We start from the raw sequence: 16,876 nt of genomic DNA on the forward strand, positions 1-16,876 counted from the left end.
ATTGGTTGAGCGACTTCAAACGGCGGAATCCCGCATGAAATTCTGATTCCAGTCTTCTGTGCGGGATTTTCTTTTTCAGGTCCGTACCGCTGCTAGCTGGCGTGTTTACGGCTGTGTTGTCACCGGACCGGCGAATATAGCGGGATTTCATTGCCGCCCTCAGGGCTGCTTCAGCGGAGTGAGTAAACGAAACGGTATTTTACCCCCGCTGTGTCTACCGGCTGGCCGTTTTCGTGGCGTGCGGAGTACCGAAATTTTCTGGCAGCCTCGATAGAAGCCTTGACGAAGTCATCGGGGCCATATCGTTCCATCACACGAAAATCACTGGTGCGCCCATCCTTGGTGACGGTCAGTTCAAGCACCACTGTGCCCTCAAGGCCTCGACGTTGTGCGGATACAGGGTATTTGGGCTGGGCAAGAAACAAGGGTTCGTAGCTTTCACCCGTCTCCACGGGGTCGCGGTTGGCTTCCTTGATGCGGCCAACGGCTTGACAATGCTTGGTCGCCAAGTCGCTTTCGCCCATTTTTTCATAGGTTTCTACCAATAGGGTATGCATGCGTTGCGTCAGTCGCTCGTTCGGTGCGCCGCTATCGTAGACCCGCACTGCGGCTTCCAGAAATTCCGCTGCAGCATCATACCGCTTATCCAGCTTTTTCAGCTCGCCAAGGCGATAGCTTGCCAAGGCGGTGCGTCCATGATTTTCGCCCAGTGTCGCCTGAAAAATTTTGTAGGCTTTTTTGAGATTGCCGACTGCCAGATTACGTTTTCCTGCGCCCATAACCAGTTGCTGTTCGGCCATCTCATAATAGAGCTGGCCGACGAGGGCGGAGTCTTCCCCTTCTAGTTTTTCAGCTATTTCAATTGCGCGCCGATAATATTTGCCGCCGGTTGTCCCGCTCAGGAACTTTGTCTCTGCATGGCCGAGATCCATCAGTGGATCAATAACCTCTGGGGCATCATTGCCATACTGGTTCTGAAAAAGTACCAAGGCTTCCTCAAGGATTTCTTCCGCTTGATCGCGCTTATTTACAGACAAGAGCAGGCGACCATAATTCAAGCTCGCCTGTGCCAGATTTTTGGCATGCCTTTCGTCTTGTGCCGCCGCCTCTTTGAGTAGGGAATAGACGCGGTGCGCGTAAGGTTCGGCATAATAACGCGACTCTTTCTTCACCCATTCCTCATAGGCTGCATAGGCTTCGCGCACCGTCATGGTTTGCGCCCGTGCCTCATGTTCCTCAAGGCTGAGACCTGCAAAAGCTGGAGTGGTAATGCCCAAGGACGCGGAAAGAAGCAGTGCCGCAGCAAGATGACGTTTCATGACAACAATCCCCCAAACGAAAGTCTCAAGGATTTGTATCAAATACAATTACTGATGGCAATTGTGCAAGGCGCTATTTCTCGCCGTAGCGGGGCATCATTTCCACGAAATTGCAGGGGCGGTAGCGATTATCGAGCTGCGTGACGAGAATTTTGTCCCAGGCATCTTTCACCGCGCCGGTTGAACCGGGCAGGGCGAACATCAGGGTTGTTCCCGCAAGGCCGCCGGTGGCGCGGCTTTGGATCGTGCTGGTGCCGATCAGGTCGTATGACAGCATGCGGAACAGCTCGCCAAAGCCGGGGATGGGCTTTGTATAAAGCGCTTCAAATGCTTCCGGGGTGACATCCCGCCCGGTCAGGCCCGTGCCGCCAGTGGCGATGATCACGTCAATACCCGCATCAGCAATCCAGGCTTTGGCCTGACTGGTGATCGATGGGATATCATCCTTGATGATCTTCCGGTCCGCCACTTTATGTCCGGCTTCCTCAACGCGGCTCGCCAGCGTATCGCCTGAGCGGTCGTCTTCAAAAGTACGAGTATCGGAAATGGTCAAAACGGCAATGTTTACCGGAATGAACGGGCGGCTTTCATCAATCTTCGGCAAGGGTTCTTGTCCTTGTAACGGTTCGGGTTTGAGCACGCTTCATGGCAACAGCGGTCGCTTCTGTATCCAGGCGTTCCAGCACTGGCCAGGCGCCTGAGGCTGCAGCGTCCAGGCTTGGCGTCTCCTGGCCCAGGCGCATACGGTAGAGCCACAAGTTGGCCATCACCCGTTCGATATAGCTGCGTGTTTCATAAAAGCCAATGGATTCGATAAACAGCAACGGGTCCTGCTCGTAAATCACTTCCTTCTGCCATTCCATCAGGCTACCGGGCCCGCCGTTATAGGCGGCAAGCGCCATGAACAGGTTGCCTTCGGCATAATCGGAATCGATCAGATATTCGATATATTGCTGCCCCAGCGCCATGTTGAATTCTGGCTCATACAGCTTTTTGCGGTCCCGGCGCAGGCGACGGTTCTTGGAGATGTAGCTGGCCGTTGCCGGCATAACCTGCATCAGGCCGCCAGCGCCGGCGTGGCTTCTGGCGCGGATACGGAAATCGCTTTCCTTGCGTACCATGGCAAAGATCAACGCCCTGTCGACGGTGAAGCCGCCCGCAGGTTCCCAGTCCGGCAGCGGATAGCGCACAGCCGTTGAGGCCGGGTGCCCTGTGCCGCCAACGCGGCCCAGTCTGATCTGGATGTTTGGCAGGTTCAGCTTGGCCGCCAGCGGCAGCAGGTCGTCCTGCACGGCGGTGCCTTCACGGCCCCAAAGAAGGCGCAGCTCTTCGTCTGCAATATGGTGCCAGCCCACTTCGGCCAGGGCGATGGCTCTCCGTGTTGCAGGGTACTGCATCAGATTATCAAGGGCGTCGCGCTCCAGGTCCGGTACTGCCCAATCGATTTTGGGGCGAATGCCCAATTGGCGTGCGGCAATCATGCCGTAGAAGGTTTCCTGAAAGCTGGCCGCCGTGCGCAGGTGCTCTGTTGCGGTGATCGGATCACCCATCTGATAGGCTGCGCGCGCGGCCCAGAACTGCCCGCCAGAGGCCAGCCAGTCACCGGCGCGTTCTGCTTCACCGACATATTTGAAATGCCGGTAAGCCGTCGCATAATCGCCATCCCGCCAATAGGCAAGGGCTGCGATCCAATCGGCATGGGGCTCGATTTCCCGGGCAAACTCTGCGGCCATTGTCGACAGGATGCGCGCCTTGCTGTTGTTGGATTTATAATAGTAGCTCGACGCAATGCGCTCCAGCGCTTCGGCCTTTTCATAGGGTACCAGAAGCCCACGCGCTTCCATTGCCCAATAGCGCTTCTCGGCGCGCTCCGGCAGGCCGTTGCGAACATACCGGCGTACGTTGGCGAAGAAGCGGGTGATGGCAGTGCGCTCGAGCCGGGTGCGCTGGGGCAGGGGCGGCTTTGGTGCTGCGGCCTGGCCGGTCACGCCAGGATAGCGGGTGTCAATCGGGCGCCTTGGGGCCCGTGCATTGCCCTGCCGCTTGCGCGCCAGGCGGTAAACCTGCCATGCATTGGGATGATCCGCGTAGGACTTGAGCCACCCTGCCAGCTCCGAATAGCTGCTGCGGTATCCGGTGGGGTGCATATAGCGCTGGAACCACACATGCCCCATCAAAATGGGGTCCTCGACATATTTGATCATGCGGTCCGCTTTTTCCCAGCGGGCCTGTTCCTGAAGCTCAAAAATTCTCTGGTAACGATTGATATCTTCCTTGCTGAGCACATCCGGCACATCGACGTCGGCCCGTGCAGTTGCGCTGAGCGCAGCAGTGGATAGCAGCGAGAAGGCGAACATCAGACGGAACACAGCACGGATACTCATGACAGGGACAGTTTCCTCTTCACAGACAGGATATCGCGCCAGGCATGGCCCTTGAGCGCGGGCTGGCGCAGCAGATAAGCTGGGTGATAAACAGGCAATGCGGCGATTTTCTGGCCGCCGATGTCAAGCTCTTTCCAGCGGCCGCGAAGGCGCGTGATGCCTTCCTCCGTGCCCAGAAGGGCCTTGGCGGAAACGCCACCAACCATCAGAATTACCTTCGGCTTTGCAAGCTCGATATGGCGCTTCACGAACGGCATGCACATGGCGATTGTCGCCCCGTCCGGTGTGGCGTTGCCCAGCGGACGCCAAGGCACCATGTTGGTGATATAGACGTTTTCAGTGCGCGAGAAGCCAGCAGCCCCCAGAATTTTGTCCAGCAACTGACCAGATACGCCAACGAAGGGCTTGCCTTCGCGGTCCTCGTCTGCGCCGGGAGCTTCGCCGATCACCATGATGGGGGCTCCAGGGGTGCCGTCCGCAAATACGGTGTTTTTGGCTGATCGTTTCAGAAGGCCGCCATCGAAGGCTTCCATGGCAGCTTTGAGTTCCTCAAGAGTGCTCGCTTCCGCCGCAACGCTGCCAGCGGCCTCGGGGCCGGCGCCAACAACGGCCTGCACAGGCTTCGCAGCCACAGGTCTTGGACCGGAAGGCGGCGCGGGCTTCTGTGCCTGCGGGTGCTGCCGGGCAATAACCGGGGCTTGTACTTCTGTCGTGAAACGGTCGATCGGATCAATGTCGATCGCCTCGTCCGCGCCCATGGCGATGTGCCATGCCAGAAGGCTTGCCGGGTCCATATGTTGGGGCTCAGGTGAACTCATTTTTAACCAATGTTGTTAGTTGTCAGCCTCTCGTGTGCACCACTATAGTCAGACAGAGGTAAAAAATGCATTGAAATTTTGCTCAAACTTTCCGCTTTCAGGTCACATAAAAAAATCCTGCCTGACGTCGCGTCATCAATGACTTATGTTGCAGTGCGAAAAGAATCTGCTTTCAAGCGTTTGACGTTTGCTACTGCGCACGGCATAAACACTTGAAAATGATTGTTTTCGGTCCAGTTTGGGATTGAGGCCGCATGCAAGATGTGGCGAAGTTAGGCACCGGACGTTAGGGAAGTTTGAAGGAGCGCAACATGGAACGTGAATCCATGGAATTTGATGTCGTGATCGTGGGTGGCGGGCCAGCAGGTCTGTCTGCGGCGATCCGGTTGATGCAACTGGCCCAGGAAAAAGACCAGGAGCTGATGGTCTGTGTGATCGAAAAGGGCTCGGAAATCGGGGCGCATATCCTGTCTGGCGCCGTTGTCGACCCCATCGCGCTCAATGAGCTGATCCCTGACTGGAAAGAAAAGGGTGCACCGCTCAATACGCCGGTGACAGACAACCAGCACTGGGTGTTGTCTGAAACCGGGAAGTCTTCTCTGCCACACTTCATGATGCCGCCGCTTCTGTCGAACAACGGTATGTATACGCTGTCGCTCGGTAACCTGACCCGCTGGCTGGCAGAACAGGCCGAAGCACTGGGCGTTGAGATTTACCCGGGCTTTGCAGGTTCTGAGGTGCTCTATCATGAAGACGGGCGCGTCAAGGGCGTTGCCACCGGCGACATGGGCGTTGGCCGTGACGGTGAACAAAAGGCTGGTTACACGCCGGGTATGGAGCTGCACGCAAAATACACGCTGTTCGCGGAAGGCTGCCGTGGCTCGCTCTCGAAGGAGCTTGAGGCCAAATTTGCCCTTCGGGAAAACTGCCAGTTCCAGACATACGGCATTGGCATCAAGGAATTGTGGGACATCGACCCATCGAAGCATGTGCCGGGCCGGGTGATTCACACCCAGGGCTGGCCGCTTGGCAACACAGCGGGCGGTGGCTTTATCTATCACCAGGAAAACAATCAGATCGCCATCGGATTTGTTGTCACGCTGGATTACGAAAACCCGTATCTGTCACCGTTTGATGAGATGCAGCGTTTTAAGACGCACCCTGAAGTACGCAAGATTCTCGAGGGCGGTCGCCGCGTGGCCTATGGCGCTCGGGCGATCAACGAAGGCGGGCTGCAGTCCGTGCCGAAGCTTTACTTCCCTGGTGGTGCGCTGATCGGCTGTGCGGCGGGCTTCGTGAACGTACCACGCATCAAGGGCACCCATAACGCCATGAAGTCAGCCATGTTGGCGGCGGAAAGCGCATTTGACGCCATCGCTGCGGGCTCGAACGGTGAAACTGAGCTAAGCGGCTACGAAGACGCCTTCAAATCCAGCTGGATTCACAAAGATCTTTATAAGGTCAGGAATGCCCGGCCGGCACTTGCCAAGTTCGGTGCCAAATGGGGCACCATGTATGCCGGTTTCGACATGTGGATGAATACCATTGGCCTTGGTTTCCTGATGCCGACGCTGAAACATGTCCACAAGGATAACGAAGCCACCAAAAAGGCGGCCGACTGCCAGCCAATCGATTATCCGAAGCCGGACGGGGTGATCAGCTTCGATAAGCTCTCAAGCGTGTTCCTGTCGAACACCAACCACGAGGAAGACCAGCCGATTCACCTGACGCTCAAGGATGAAAGCATTCCGGTGACAGTCAATCTGGCTGACTATAACGGCCCGGAACAGCGCTATTGCCCCGCGGGGGTGTATGAATTCGTGGGTGAAAACGGCGAAGAAAAGCGCTTGCAAATCAATGCTCAGAACTGTGTTCATTGCAAAACCTGTGATATTAAGGATATTACACAGAATATTAATTGGGTGGTGCCTGAGGGCGGTGGAGGCCCCAACTACCCCAATATGTAACGTTTTGAGCACAAAGGGCAGGCATGCAGCCTATCAAATCACTGGCTTTCGCCTTGGCGCTTGTGGGATGCGCGGGTCAGGGTTCCGACCCTGCCACGCTGGCCCCGGCGCCATCGACGCTTCATAGCGAATTTCGGGCGGTGGACGCGGACAATACCATGTATGGTCCGTTTGTCGCCGCCACGCTTGCCCAGCAGAATGAGCAACACGCCTCTTCAGCCCACTATTTCCTTGAAGCCCTGAATGCTGACCCGGAAAGCGGCTTTGTCGCTGATCGTGCTTTCTTCCAGCTTGTGTATGCCGGCCGAATGGATGAGGCGGCCTCGCTCGCCGTCAGGATGCAAGGTTCGGAGGAGCCGGTCGATGATGATCTGGTGCACCTGATGTATGTGCTTGAGGCCTACAAGCATGAAGATTGGGCAGCTGTACGTGAACGGTTGAGCGAGCAGGAGGGGGCTGGCTACGGTTTCCTGATTACGCCGATCCTCGGGGCCTGGAGCTATGCAGCGGAAAATGACCTGGTGGCCGCCAGCAAGGCGCTTGCGCCGCTTATCAATGACCCGCGACTGGGTGTGATCGGGCAGGAGCATTACGCCTATATCCTTGATCACCTCGGCCGGTATGACGCGGCATCCAGTGCCTATCAGACCCTGGCGTCCGATGAGCGCCCGGCATCTCTGCAGCCGCTTGTGGCCTACGCTGACATGTTGACGCGCACAGGCAAGGAACAGCAAGCGCGGGAATTCCTGGGCGAGCAGACCAAGCGCTTTGGCGACAACCGCTTCCTGCTGCGCGAAGGCATGCGCATCACGGGCGGGTTCGGCCCCAGCCAGGACGCCACCAACCCGCGCGGTGCGGCGGGGCTTGTGTTCTACCGTTTGGCCACAGAGTTTGCCCAAAGCCGGTCGCAGCAAGCTGCAATCATTTATTTGCGTGTGGCTTCTTACCTGACACCTGAGGTGTCCGAGATTTATTTCCTGCTGGGAAACCTGCTGGAGCAGATTGATACCCCTGAATCTGCCGTGTCAGCATACGCTGCTGTGCCGCAAACCAGCCCGCTCAAGCCGTTGGCGGAGCTGCGTCGCATTGGGGCGCTCAGGTCCGCTGGCCGGGACGGCGAGGCGGAGGCTCTGTTGCGCGCTGCCCTGAGGGACGCACCAAATTCGAGCGCTCATCTGTCTGCGCTGGCGGATCTCCTGCGGGATGAAGAGAAATTTGAAGAAGCCGTACATTATTATACGCAGGCGATTGGCCAGATTCGCTCTGCGCAGCAATCTGACTGGTTCATCTTCTTCGCCCGTGGTGTCTGTTATGAGCGCATGGGTAACTGGCAGCAGGCCGAGGCCGACTTGAAGACCGCGCTCCAGCTCAACCCGGGAGAAGCCAGTGTGCTCAATTACCTGGGCTATAGCTGGATTGACCGGGGCGAGAACATTGATGAAGCCAAGGCGATGATTGAACAGGCTGTGGCCGAACAGCCAGATGATGGCTTCATTGTCGACAGCCTGGGCTGGGTTCATTACCTGACAGGCGATTACCTGGCCGCAGTCCAATATCTGGAAAAAGCCGTGCGGCTCGAGCCCACAGACCCCACAATCAACAATCACCTTGGCGACGCCTATTGGCGCGTTGGCCGTAAGATCGAAGCCCGCTTCCAGTGGCGGCACGCCATGGACAACAGCCCCTCGGACGATGAGAGAGAATCCCTCAAGGAAAAGCTCGAGCTGGGGCTTGAAGAGCCGTCATGAGCATGCCCTTGTGGGCAGCCCTGCCGCCTGTCAGCGTGACGGCGCCGGCCAAAGTGAACTTGTTCCTGCATATCACAGGCCGCCGCGCTGACGGCTATCATGAGCTCGAGAGCCTGTTCGTATTCACTAAAGGTGGCGACAGGGTCACTGTGGCCGCAGCACCAGAGTTTACCTTTACACTGGAAGGCCCGTTTGCGTCGGCTCTCGAGGCATTGGGTGGGGCAGGCGAGGGCAACCTGGTCTCCAAGGCTGTCATGCTGCTGGCGTCTCATGCGGGGCTTGAGCCAAACGTAGCTGTAACGCTTGAAAAGAACCTCCCAGTGGCAGCGGGCATTGGTGGTGGGTCATCTGACGCGGCCGCGGCGCTTCTGGCGCTGAACCAGTTCTGGAAGCTGAAGCTGCCCATGAGTGTGCTTGAGGGAATCGCGCTTCAGCTGGGCGCTGACGTCCCGGCATGCCTGCATCAGGTGCCTCTGTTGGTGCGCGGAATCGGTGAAGAGCTGAAGCCTGTATCGCTTGGTTCGCACGCCGGTATTGTTCTGGTGAATCCGATGGAGCCGCTCTCGACCCCGGCGGTGTTCAAGGCTTATCACGTTGCGGCAGCGGCCTTTGATGCACCGCTTCAGAATGCTGAAGTGTTATGCGCCAATGTGCATGACCTTGCAGCCAGCAGCCGGAACGCGCTTGAAGGCGCGGCGCGGTCGATCTGTCCGGCGGTTGCGGATGTGCTTGATGAATTCATGTGCCAGGACGGTGTTACACTGGCGCGTATGTCCGGCAGCGGGGCCACCTGTTTCGCCCTTTTTGAGACGGCGGAGGAAGCTGAAGCCGCCGCCCGAAAAATTGGTGAAAGCCGCAGGAATTGGTGGGTTATGGCGGACTATCTGGGGGCTGGAGGCGGCTGAAAAAGATGCTTGAAATTTTGTGAAGTTGATCCGTCATCGAAATCCAAAAAAAAGTACAAAAAAAAGTCTTTACAGTCTCGGACGGTTCTACTAAAACCGCGCCACGAACCAGTTGGGGCGTCGCCAAGCGGTAAGGCACCGGTTTTTGGTATCGGCATGCGCAGGTTCGAATCCTGCCGCCCCAGCCAGTTCTCCCTTCTTCAGAATTTTCATGAAATTTATCCTGACATGCAGCGCTAATGCGTTGTGTCCGCTTGTTTTTTCTGCAACTGTGCGGTCCATGGACAGTGACAAGACATTGCATATCCGCTGCGGCAGCGACATTCAGGCGGCGCTTGAGGCTGCAGGCATCAGTGGCGCGTTCCTCGATTTCTCCGACCCCTTCTGTCAGGGGCCGGTGCTGGACCTGCCGCAGGAGAAGTTCCTTGAAAGCCGGCTGGATTTCATTACCGGCGCCTATGGGCTGGACCCTGCGCAGGCCTTGAAGAAACAACGGCTTAGGTATGCCCGGCTGGCGAATGCTGCCGCCTATGAGCGGGTTGTTTTGTGGTTTGAGCACGACAGCTACGACCAACTGATCCTGATGTATCTGCTGAAGCATTTCGGTGCGCTCGAAGAGCGCCCGGCGCTTGAGCTGGTGTGTGTCGGTGACTATCCAGTTGAACCCCGCTTTATTGGCCTTGGCCAACTGGCTGGGGATGACCTGGCGAAGCTTTTTGAAGCGCGCGTTCAGGTGACGGACGGCATGCTGAAACTGGGCGCGGAGGTGTGGACGGCACTGACGGAGGGCACACCGCATAGTCTTGTTCGCATCGCACAAAAGGGCACACCCGATGTGCCCCTGTGTGCCCCGGCCATCATGCGGCACCTCAAGGAGTTGCCGGCTAAATCAACAGGCCTCAGCCTGACAGAGGAATTGACCCTCAAAATCCTCGCTACAGGCAACGAGATGCGTGCAGGTGACCTGTTCAAGGCGCTGACCCATGAACACGAACCGCTGCCGTATCTGGGTGACCAGATGTATTGGTATGACCTGAAGCGGCTGACGGACGGCGGTGCGGTTACAGCTGTTGGTGATGCATGGCCGGAAATGAACTTCACCATCACCGACCTTGGCCGGGCCTGCCTTGAGGGGCGAGAAGACTGGATGACACATGTTGGCGCCGAACGTTACGTGGGTGGCATCCAGGTGGCGCCAGACGGGAAAATCTGGCGCCGGCAGGGCTAAGGCTAGGTCACGGCGCCTTTTTCATTGAAGCGGGCTTCCTTCCAGAAGCCAGTTTCGAAGATATCAGCCATGATCTCAACGGCGCGGTAGACATCCTCGAAGCCCAGATAGAGCGGGGTGAAGCCGAAGCGCATGAAGTCTGGCGCGCGGAAATCACCGATCACGCCGCGCTCGATCAGCGCCTGCATCACCGCATAGCCGTTCTCGCACTTGAGTGACACATGGCTGCCGCGTTTGCCCGGGTTTTCGCTGGTGGCCAGGCCAACGCCGTGGTCTTTCAGCTTCTCGCGGCAGAGCGCGATAAACAGGTCCGTCAGCGCCTGGGATTTCTTCCTGACCACCATCATGTCCACGCCTTCAAACGCATTCATGGCCTCATCCAGTGCACTGGCGGCCATCACACTTGTGGTGCCCACCAGCATCCGGCGGATATCGCCTGCGGGTTCATAGTCATCGAGGAACTCAAACGGTGTTTTGTGGCCGAACCAGCCGGTGAGCGGCTGTTTGACGGCCGCCTGATGGCGCTCTGCCACATAAAGGAAGGCTGGCGCGCCCGGGCCGCCGTTCAGGTATTTGTAGCCGCAGCCGACGGCGAAATCGGCGCCTGCTGCGTTCAGGTCCACCGGTACAGCGCCGGTTGAATGGCTGAGGTCCCAGACCATCAGTGCGCCTTTTGCGTGCGCGGCCTCGGTGACAGCTTTCATATCGAACATATCGGCGGTGACATAATGCACGTGCGTGAGCACCACGACAGCCGTGTCGTCATCAATGGCTTCAATAATCTGGTCGCGGTCGACCACCTGGAGTGCCACATCGGGGCCAAGGAAGTCCGAGAGGCCCTGCAGCATGTAAAGGTCGGTCGGGAAATTGCCGGGTTCCGTTATGATTTTGGTGCGGCCCTTGTTCATCCGGCAGGCGGCGGCGGCTACCTTGAACAGGTTGATCGACGTGCTGTCGGCCATCACGACCTCATTCGGCTTGGCGCCAACAAGGGGGGCGATTTTCCTGCCGACCCGGGCAGGCAGGTTAATCCAGTCCGCCGTGTTCCAGCTTTTGATCAGGTCCTGGCCCCATTCTTTTTTGACAACGTCAGCGATGCGGGCGTCCACGCCCTTTGGCAGCACGCCAAGGCTGTTGCCGTCCATATAGATGACGCCTTCCGGCAGATCGAAACGATCTTTCATCGGAGCCAGCGGGTCGTTGCGGTCTTGCTCCTGGCACCAATCAAGTGACGTTGGGATCATGGGATACTCCTCAATACAGCACGTACGGGGCTGCCGTCGGCGCCCTCAATCTTCAGTGGCAGGGCGATCAGCTCATAGTCGCCCGTTGGAACATTATCGAGCACAAGCCCTTCAAGGATGGCCATGCCTGTGGCATCCACCTTGAAATGGGCGTCCAGCGTTTTGCTGTCCTGTGGGTCCAGGGACGGCACATCAAGGCCGATCAGCTTGCAGCCCCGGTCCGCCAGCAGCTGGATACTGTCCGGGTGCATGGCGGGGAACTTCGGGTCCCAGCCTTCGTGCGGGAAACGATCAAACAGCTTGATCAGCACACGCTCGACCCGCGCGGGCAGCTTGCCTTCCAGATGCCGGGGCTCCACAAGGCCGCCAGACGGCACCTCAGCCGACAGGTCAATCAGCGTGGCGGGGCCGATATAGGCATCAAGCGGCGTTTCGGCACAGTCCACGCCCTTGTCATCGAAATGGAGGCGGCTGTCTGCGTGGCTGCCTGTGTGGGTGGACATGACAAGTTCGCTCACATTCACCGGGCAGCCGGGCTCAATGTTCCAGGTGCGGTTAAGCGCAAAGTCCCTGTCACCGGGCCACACCGGGATGCCCGGGCGAATGGTCTGGCTGATGTCATAAATCCTGGTCACAGGCTTGTCCTGAGCGTCCAGAGTTCAGGGAAGAAGCGGAGGTCCAGCGCCTTCACCAGATAAGACACACCGCCGGTGCCGCCGGTGCCTTTCTTGTAGCCGATGATGCGTTCAACGGTTTTCATGTGGGCGAAGCGCCAGGCGTGGAAGTGATGCTCCAGATCCACCAGTTTTTCGGCGAGCTCATAGAGATCCCAATATTTGGTGGTGTCCTGGTAAATCTTGAGCCAGGCGTCTTCAACACCTTTCGAGGCTTCATAGGGCTCACGCCACTTGCGCTCCAGCTTGTCGGCAGGGATGTCAAAGCCGCGCCTCGCCAGAAGCTGCAGGCACAGGTCATAAAAGCTGGGGCTGTCCAGCACCTCCTGCAGGTGGTTATAGCGCGCGGGCGAGGCCTTGTGCGCTTCGGCCATGCGGGCGTTCTTGTTGCCCAGGCGATACTCAATCTCGCGGTACTGGAAGCTTTGGAAGCCGGAGCTCTGGCCCAGGTCGTCCCGGAAGGCGGCATAGTCGGCCGGTGTCATGGTCGAGAGGATCTCCCACGACTGCTGCAGGTTGGCCTGAATTTTGGCAACGCGCGACAGCATCTTCTGCACCGGGCCAAGATCATCGGCCGCCAGATGGTTCATCGCCGCGCCCAGTTCATGGATGCAGGCCTTCATCCACAGCTCTGATGCCTGGTGGATGACGACAAACAGCATTTCATCATGTTTGGTCGACAGCGGGTTCTGGCATTCCAGAAGCCGATCCAGCTGCAGGTAGGAGCCATAGCTGATGTCCTGGTTCCAGTGGATATCCTCGCCGGTTACATCAACGGACGTTGCGGGGCCCTGGTCTTCTTTGCGGTCGGTTGCCATTCTCTCACCTGCATTTATTTTAGGTCTAAACTAAATGCATCATATCGCATAAATTTGGGGAGTTCAATAAGGCTGGCTGCTGTTAATTTCGGGCCACGTCATCGGCCTTTTTCACCACATCTTTGGTATCAGCCGCCAGATCGACCACTTTACCAGTCACCCTGACAACTGTTGTGGCTGTATCCACAGTGGTTTCCACAGCGGTTGCGGCTACCTTGATGGGCGTGGTGACGACGGTGCATGCGCAAAGCCCAGTCACCATTATGAGCGCCAGCAGTATCTTCACCCAAATGTCCTCCCCGATTTGTGTTCTTAGATTGGCTCAGCTTGAATCGCAAAGGCAAGGACATAAATTGTCAAAGTGGGGTGGCCTGCTTGCAGCCGGCCGCCTGTCAGGGTAGGGTGCCGCCCGAATTGCTGTCCCAAGAGGTATGGGGCCCCAAGGAGTATAGGATGTTAAAAGCGCAAATTGTTCCGGTAACGGCTTTCCAGCAGAACTGCAGCATCATCTGGTGCGATGAAACCATGGAAGGCGCGTTTGTTGACCCGGGCGGGGAAGCTGAAAAGCTTCTGCAGGCGGCCAAGCAGCTGGGCGTGGACGTGAAGCAGATACTGCTTACCCACGGCCACCTTGACCATGCTGGCGGCGCCAAAGACATCAAGGAACAGCTGGGCCTGCCGATCATCGGCCCGCACAAGGACGACAAATTCTGGCTCGACGGCATCGAAGAACACGCAGCCAACTATAATATGCCGGGCCTCAGGTGCTGTACCCCTGACCAGTGGCTGGATGACGGCGACGAAGTCACGGTAGGCAATGTGACGCTGCAGGTGATTCATGCCCCCGGCCACACGCCGGGCCATGTGGTTTTCTTTGAACCCACCCACAAGGTGGCATTTGTGGGCGACGTTCTGTTCAAGGGCTCCATTGGTCGCACCGATTTCCCGCGCGGCAATATGGATGATCTCGTGAATGCCATCACCAAGAAGCTCTGGCCATTGGGGAACGAGGTGACCTTCGTGCCGGGGCATGGCCCGCTGTCCACCTTCGGCGCAGAGCGGCAGTCCAACCCATTTGTCGGGGACCAGGCGCTAAGGAGCGCCTGATACCACAGCCCCATTTGGGCTGGCGCCTGAAAAAGTCTTTCTGTATAAGGGCTTTAAGGGGCTGGCATTATGAAAAATCTAATTCGCAAATGGATATTGCATCTTAAGCGCAAGCGCTATCACCGGCATTTGCGCGAGGGTGGCAACTATAAAACGCTGGAAAACTCCATCAAGGAGACCGGGTCGCTTTGCAGTAATTGCAATGCTCCGCTTACCGGTCCCTTCTGTCACATTTGCGGCCAGAAAGATGACGACCTGAAGCGACCGATCTGGACCCTGATCAGGGAAATTCTGGATGATGTGATCTCAACCGACAGCCGCCTTTTCAAAACATTGATCCTGCTTGTGCTGGTACCTGGTGGTCTGACGCGGGCGTTCAGGGACGGCAGGCGGGCGCGCTTTGTGCCGCCGCTTCGGCTGTATCTGGTGATATCGATCCTGTTTTTCGTGATCTTGAAGGTGGCCGACATCCTCATCCTGGATATCCATGTCACACCGATTGACCGGCCAGACGTTGTCGAAGCACCTGCTGACGTGGCACCACCAGAGGGGCAGACGCCGGAGGTTGCGTCTTCGGGGCTCGCGGAATCTGATCCGGCCAGCACGACCGAGGGCGGCACTGCCGCGCAGGATACCAAGCCAATTGCCAAGGAAGGCCTGTCCAAAGAGGACCTTGAAGCGATTAAAAGCCCGGACCTGACACCGGAAGAAAAGGTGCGCCTTGTTCTGGGGGACGAAGGCTTTGAACGCCTGCCGGAGGAAACCAAGCAGGCCATCCGGGAAGCCAAGGACGGTAAAAACGTCAAGATTGACGGTGATGACCTGATCCGGTCGCTGATGGGAGGTGGCGACCCGGGCGGCGCGGGTGGCGATGTCAGGATTGACACCGATTGGCCTTATGATGTGGAAATCGCCATGTTTGTCAAAAACTCCAACGACCCACGGGAAGGGTTGAAACAGGAGGATATTGACGAAATTCTCAATGATCCGGAAAACCCGGCCTTTCTCAAACGCGCGACCAGAGGCTTTTCTGAAGCCCTTCAGGACCCGGAGGCGTTTAACGAGCTGTTCAACGACTGGCTGCCGCCGGCGCTATTTGTGCTGATGCCGATTTTTGCGTTCATTCTGCGCGTGTTCCATTGGGGCAAGGACCGCGTGTACCTGCAGCAATTTGTCTTTTCACTGCATTTCCATACCTTCCTGTTCCTGCTGATGACGGCCATGACGGTGATCGTGCCAACCTATGGTGGCGACTTGAGCATCACCATCTTCTGGTGGGTTACGTCGATCTATCTGATTATTGCGTTGAAGATCGGCCAGGGGCAGGGTTGGCTGAAGGCCTTTTTCAAGGCCGGGCCCATCTGGGTGTCCTATTTTGCTGTGATGATGTTGGTGATGCTTTTCATCGTATTTGCTGGCCTCGGGGAGATCGACGTTATCGACCTCCTGATGGGGGACACCTCGGCCTTTACAACTGACGCATGATGGCGCGCACCATGTGATGGGCGCCGTCTGTCATGCTTTACGCCGCAAGCTTTAGTGTGTTTGCCGCGGCTGTCAGTTCACCATCTGCCTTTGCAAGGCTGGCTTCGGCATCCACAGCCATCCTGTCAGCGGCAATGATTGTCACATCCGTAATGCCAACGAACGCCAGCGCGTGCTTCATATAAGTGGTGGCGAAGTCGATATCACTGCCAACGCCTGTGCCGCCAGACGCCACAAGCAGATAGGCTTTCTTGCCGGTCAAAAGCCCTTCGGGGCCGTTCTCGGTGTAGCGGAAGGTGACGCGGGCGCGGGCAATCAGGTCAACCCACGCTTTGAGCCCGGCTGGCACGCCGAAATTATAGATGGGCAGGCCGATTGCAAGAACGTCCGCAGCCTTCAGGTCCGCAATCAGGTCGTCGGACAGTTTCAGCGTTTGCTTCTGTTCGGCTGAGCGGTCTTCTTCAGGCGTGAAGTTGGCGCCGACCCAGTCTTCACCAATCAACGGCAGCCCCTTAGCCAGGTCATGGCGCAGAATGGCGACATCATTGCTTTCAGTGATGGTCTCGATGAAGCGGGTTGTCAGGTCACGGGTTACGGAACCATTGGTGCGGACGCTTCCGTCAACGCGCAGGATGGTGCGGGGTGCTTGCGTGGTGCTGGTCATTTATCTTTCCTTCAATAACGGGCATAGGATGCTGCGTTTGAAGGAAAGATAGGGTTGTGCCAGGTGGTTAGATAGATCGATAAATCCCAAGCCTGCGTTGCATATTTGCGAACGTTACTTGTCGTGAGGTTCCAGTTTCAGGGACGCACTGTTGGTGCAGTAGCGGAGGCCCGTGGGCTGCGGCCCGTCCGGGAACACATGGCCCAGATGGCTGTCGCATTTGGCGCACAGGATTTCGGTGCGCACCATGCCGTGGCTGGTGTCTGTTTTTTCCGCGACTGCGTTTTCATCGATTGCGTCCCAGAAGCTGGGCCAGCCCGAACCGCTTTCATATTTGGTGTCGCTTGAAAACAGTGGGGCACCACACCCGGCGCAGTGATATGTGCCGGGTGTTTTGGTATCCCAATATTCACCCGTGAAGGGCGCCTCGGTGCCGCCACAGCGGCACACGGCATATTGTTCAGGCGTCAGTTCCTCGCGCCACTCGGCGTCCGTTTTCTTGACGTCAGTCATGG

General features: G+C 57.5%; 16 protein-coding genes and 1 tRNA gene. 7 read left to right on the forward strand and 10 right to left on the reverse strand.

Annotated elements, in window-relative coordinates; all coding sequences use genetic code 11:
* Positions 1-170: 170 nt before the first annotated feature.
* The 4 genes from B3Z17_RS00805 to B3Z17_RS00820 all read right to left on the reverse strand — a co-directional run bounded on the left by B3Z17_RS00805 (position 171) and on the right by B3Z17_RS00820 (position 4,521).
* Positions 171-1,319: a TonB family protein gene (locus B3Z17_RS00805; RefSeq protein WP_286828155.1), complete on the reverse strand. Its 1,149-nt coding sequence runs from the start codon at positions 1,317-1,319 to the stop codon at positions 171-173.
* Positions 1,320-1,392: 73 nt separating this feature from the next.
* A complete protein-coding gene (gene moaB / locus B3Z17_RS00810; protein ID WP_349680287.1) occupies positions 1,393-1,923 on the reverse strand; it encodes a molybdenum cofactor biosynthesis protein B in 531 nt (176 codons plus the stop codon).
* The gene (locus B3Z17_RS00815; protein WP_286828157.1) at positions 1,910-3,703 is read right to left on the reverse strand and encodes a lytic transglycosylase domain-containing protein; all 1,794 of its coding nucleotides are present in this window, start codon (positions 3,701-3,703) and stop codon (positions 1,910-1,912) included. Before B3Z17_RS00815 ends, moaB begins: the two co-directional genes overlap by 14 nt.
* Positions 3,700-4,521, reverse strand: coding sequence for a uracil-DNA glycosylase (locus B3Z17_RS00820; protein ID WP_286828158.1), 822 nt, complete (start codon positions 4,519-4,521; stop codon positions 3,700-3,702). Before B3Z17_RS00820 ends, B3Z17_RS00815 begins: the two co-directional genes overlap by 4 nt.
* Positions 4,522-4,832: 311 nt before the next feature.
* On the opposite strand from B3Z17_RS00820, the gene B3Z17_RS00825 reads away from it, so the two are divergent.
* The 5 genes from B3Z17_RS00825 to B3Z17_RS00845 all read left to right on the forward strand — a co-directional run bounded on the left by B3Z17_RS00825 (position 4,833) and on the right by B3Z17_RS00845 (position 10,369).
* The gene (locus B3Z17_RS00825; protein ID WP_068305015.1) at positions 4,833-6,488 is read left to right on the forward strand and encodes an electron transfer flavoprotein-ubiquinone oxidoreductase; all 1,656 of its coding nucleotides are present in this window, start codon (positions 4,833-4,835) and stop codon (positions 6,486-6,488) included.
* Positions 6,489-6,511: 23 nt separating this feature from the next.
* Positions 6,512-8,236, forward strand: a complete 1,725-nt coding sequence (locus B3Z17_RS00830; RefSeq protein ID WP_286828160.1) for a tetratricopeptide repeat protein — start codon at positions 6,512-6,514, stop codon at positions 8,234-8,236.
* A complete protein-coding gene (locus tag B3Z17_RS00835; RefSeq protein ID WP_286828161.1) occupies positions 8,233-9,141 on the forward strand; it encodes a 4-(cytidine 5'-diphospho)-2-C-methyl-D-erythritol kinase in 909 nt (302 codons plus the stop codon). The genes B3Z17_RS00830 and B3Z17_RS00835 overlap by 4 nt, the downstream gene beginning before the upstream one ends.
* Positions 9,142-9,254: 113 nt before the next feature.
* Positions 9,255-9,329 (forward strand) — tRNA-Gln (locus B3Z17_RS00840).
* 92 nt (positions 9,330-9,421) lie between these two features.
* Positions 9,422-10,369, forward strand: coding sequence for a DUF1835 domain-containing protein (locus tag B3Z17_RS00845; protein ID WP_286828162.1), 948 nt, complete (start codon positions 9,422-9,424; stop codon positions 10,367-10,369).
* Positions 10,370-10,371: 2 nt separating this feature from the next.
* On the opposite strand, the gene kynU is transcribed toward B3Z17_RS00845, so the two are convergent.
* The 4 genes from kynU to B3Z17_RS00865 all read right to left on the reverse strand — a co-directional run bounded on the left by kynU (position 10,372) and on the right by B3Z17_RS00865 (position 13,391).
* Entirely contained in the window at positions 10,372-11,613 is a 1,242-nt protein-coding gene (kynU, locus tag B3Z17_RS00850; RefSeq protein WP_286828163.1) for a kynureninase, read from the reverse strand.
* A complete protein-coding gene (gene kynB / locus B3Z17_RS00855) occupies positions 11,610-12,248 on the reverse strand; it encodes an arylformamidase (RefSeq protein WP_286828164.1) in 639 nt (212 codons plus the stop codon). Before kynB ends, kynU begins: the two co-directional genes overlap by 4 nt.
* Positions 12,245-13,105, reverse strand: a complete 861-nt coding sequence (locus B3Z17_RS00860; RefSeq protein ID WP_286828165.1) for a tryptophan 2,3-dioxygenase — start codon at positions 13,103-13,105, stop codon at positions 12,245-12,247. Before B3Z17_RS00860 ends, kynB begins: the two co-directional genes overlap by 4 nt.
* Before the next feature lie 82 nt (positions 13,106-13,187).
* The gene (locus tag B3Z17_RS00865) at positions 13,188-13,391 is read right to left on the reverse strand and encodes a hypothetical protein (RefSeq protein ID WP_286828166.1); all 204 of its coding nucleotides are present in this window, start codon (positions 13,389-13,391) and stop codon (positions 13,188-13,190) included.
* Positions 13,392-13,558: 167 nt separating this feature from the next.
* Between B3Z17_RS00865 and B3Z17_RS00870 the strand changes: the two genes are divergently transcribed.
* Together B3Z17_RS00870 and B3Z17_RS00875 are read left to right on the forward strand one after the other, a co-directional pair.
* Positions 13,559-14,212: an MBL fold metallo-hydrolase gene (locus tag B3Z17_RS00870; RefSeq protein ID WP_068305033.1), complete on the forward strand. Its 654-nt coding sequence runs from the start codon at positions 13,559-13,561 to the stop codon at positions 14,210-14,212.
* Positions 14,213-14,281: 69 nt separating this feature from the next.
* Entirely contained in the window at positions 14,282-15,697 is a 1,416-nt protein-coding gene (locus B3Z17_RS00875) for a DUF3667 domain-containing protein (RefSeq protein WP_286828167.1), read from the forward strand.
* Positions 15,698-15,734: 37 nt separating this feature from the next.
* Here the strand turns inward: B3Z17_RS00875 and B3Z17_RS00880 are convergent, their stop codons facing one another.
* Positions 15,735-16,361 carry an FMN-dependent NADH-azoreductase gene (locus B3Z17_RS00880; protein WP_286828168.1) on the reverse strand — a complete coding sequence of 209 codons (627 nt, stop codon included), beginning with the start codon at positions 16,359-16,361 and terminating at the stop codon, positions 15,735-15,737.
* 114 nt (positions 16,362-16,475) lie between these two features.
* On the reverse strand, positions 16,476-16,874 hold the full coding sequence (gene msrB, locus B3Z17_RS00885) for a peptide-methionine (R)-S-oxide reductase MsrB (RefSeq protein WP_286828169.1): 399 nt from the start codon (positions 16,872-16,874) through the stop codon (positions 16,476-16,478).
* Positions 16,875-16,876 lie beyond the last annotated feature (2 nt).

Source organism: Kordiimonas sp. UBA4487 (assembly GCF_002389025.1).
GTDB classification, from domain to species: domain Bacteria; phylum Pseudomonadota; class Alphaproteobacteria; order Sphingomonadales; family Kordiimonadaceae; genus Kordiimonas; species Kordiimonas lacus.

Coding starts and splice junctions, on each gene's coding strand:
- B3Z17_RS00805 (WP_286828155.1), bottom strand. CDS start 1,319: ATGAAACGTCATCTTGCTGCGGCACTGCTTCTTTCCGCGTCCTTGGGC.
- B3Z17_RS00815 (WP_286828157.1), bottom strand. CDS start 3,703: ATGAGTATCCGTGCTGTGTTCCGTCTGATGTTCGCCTTCTCGCTGCTA.
- B3Z17_RS00820 (WP_286828158.1), bottom strand. CDS start 4,521: ATGAGTTCACCTGAGCCCCAACATATGGACCCGGCAAGCCTTCTGGCA.
- B3Z17_RS00825 (WP_068305015.1), top strand. CDS start 4,833: ATGGAACGTGAATCCATGGAATTTGATGTCGTGATCGTGGGTGGCGGG.
- B3Z17_RS00830 (WP_286828160.1), top strand. CDS start 6,512: ATGCAGCCTATCAAATCACTGGCTTTCGCCTTGGCGCTTGTGGGATGC.
- B3Z17_RS00835 (WP_286828161.1), top strand. CDS start 8,233: ATGAGCATGCCCTTGTGGGCAGCCCTGCCGCCTGTCAGCGTGACGGCG.
- B3Z17_RS00845 (WP_286828162.1), top strand. CDS start 9,422: ATGGACAGTGACAAGACATTGCATATCCGCTGCGGCAGCGACATTCAG.
- kynU (WP_286828163.1), bottom strand. CDS start 11,613: ATGATCCCAACGTCACTTGATTGGTGCCAGGAGCAAGACCGCAACGAC.
- B3Z17_RS00860 (WP_286828165.1), bottom strand. CDS start 13,105: ATGGCAACCGACCGCAAAGAAGACCAGGGCCCCGCAACGTCCGTTGAT.
- B3Z17_RS00870 (WP_068305033.1), top strand. CDS start 13,559: ATGTTAAAAGCGCAAATTGTTCCGGTAACGGCTTTCCAGCAGAACTGC.
- B3Z17_RS00875 (WP_286828167.1), top strand. CDS start 14,282: ATGAAAAATCTAATTCGCAAATGGATATTGCATCTTAAGCGCAAGCGC.
- B3Z17_RS00880 (WP_286828168.1), bottom strand. CDS start 16,361: ATGACCAGCACCACGCAAGCACCCCGCACCATCCTGCGCGTTGACGGA.
- msrB (WP_286828169.1), bottom strand. CDS start 16,874: ATGACTGACGTCAAGAAAACGGACGCCGAGTGGCGCGAGGAACTGACG.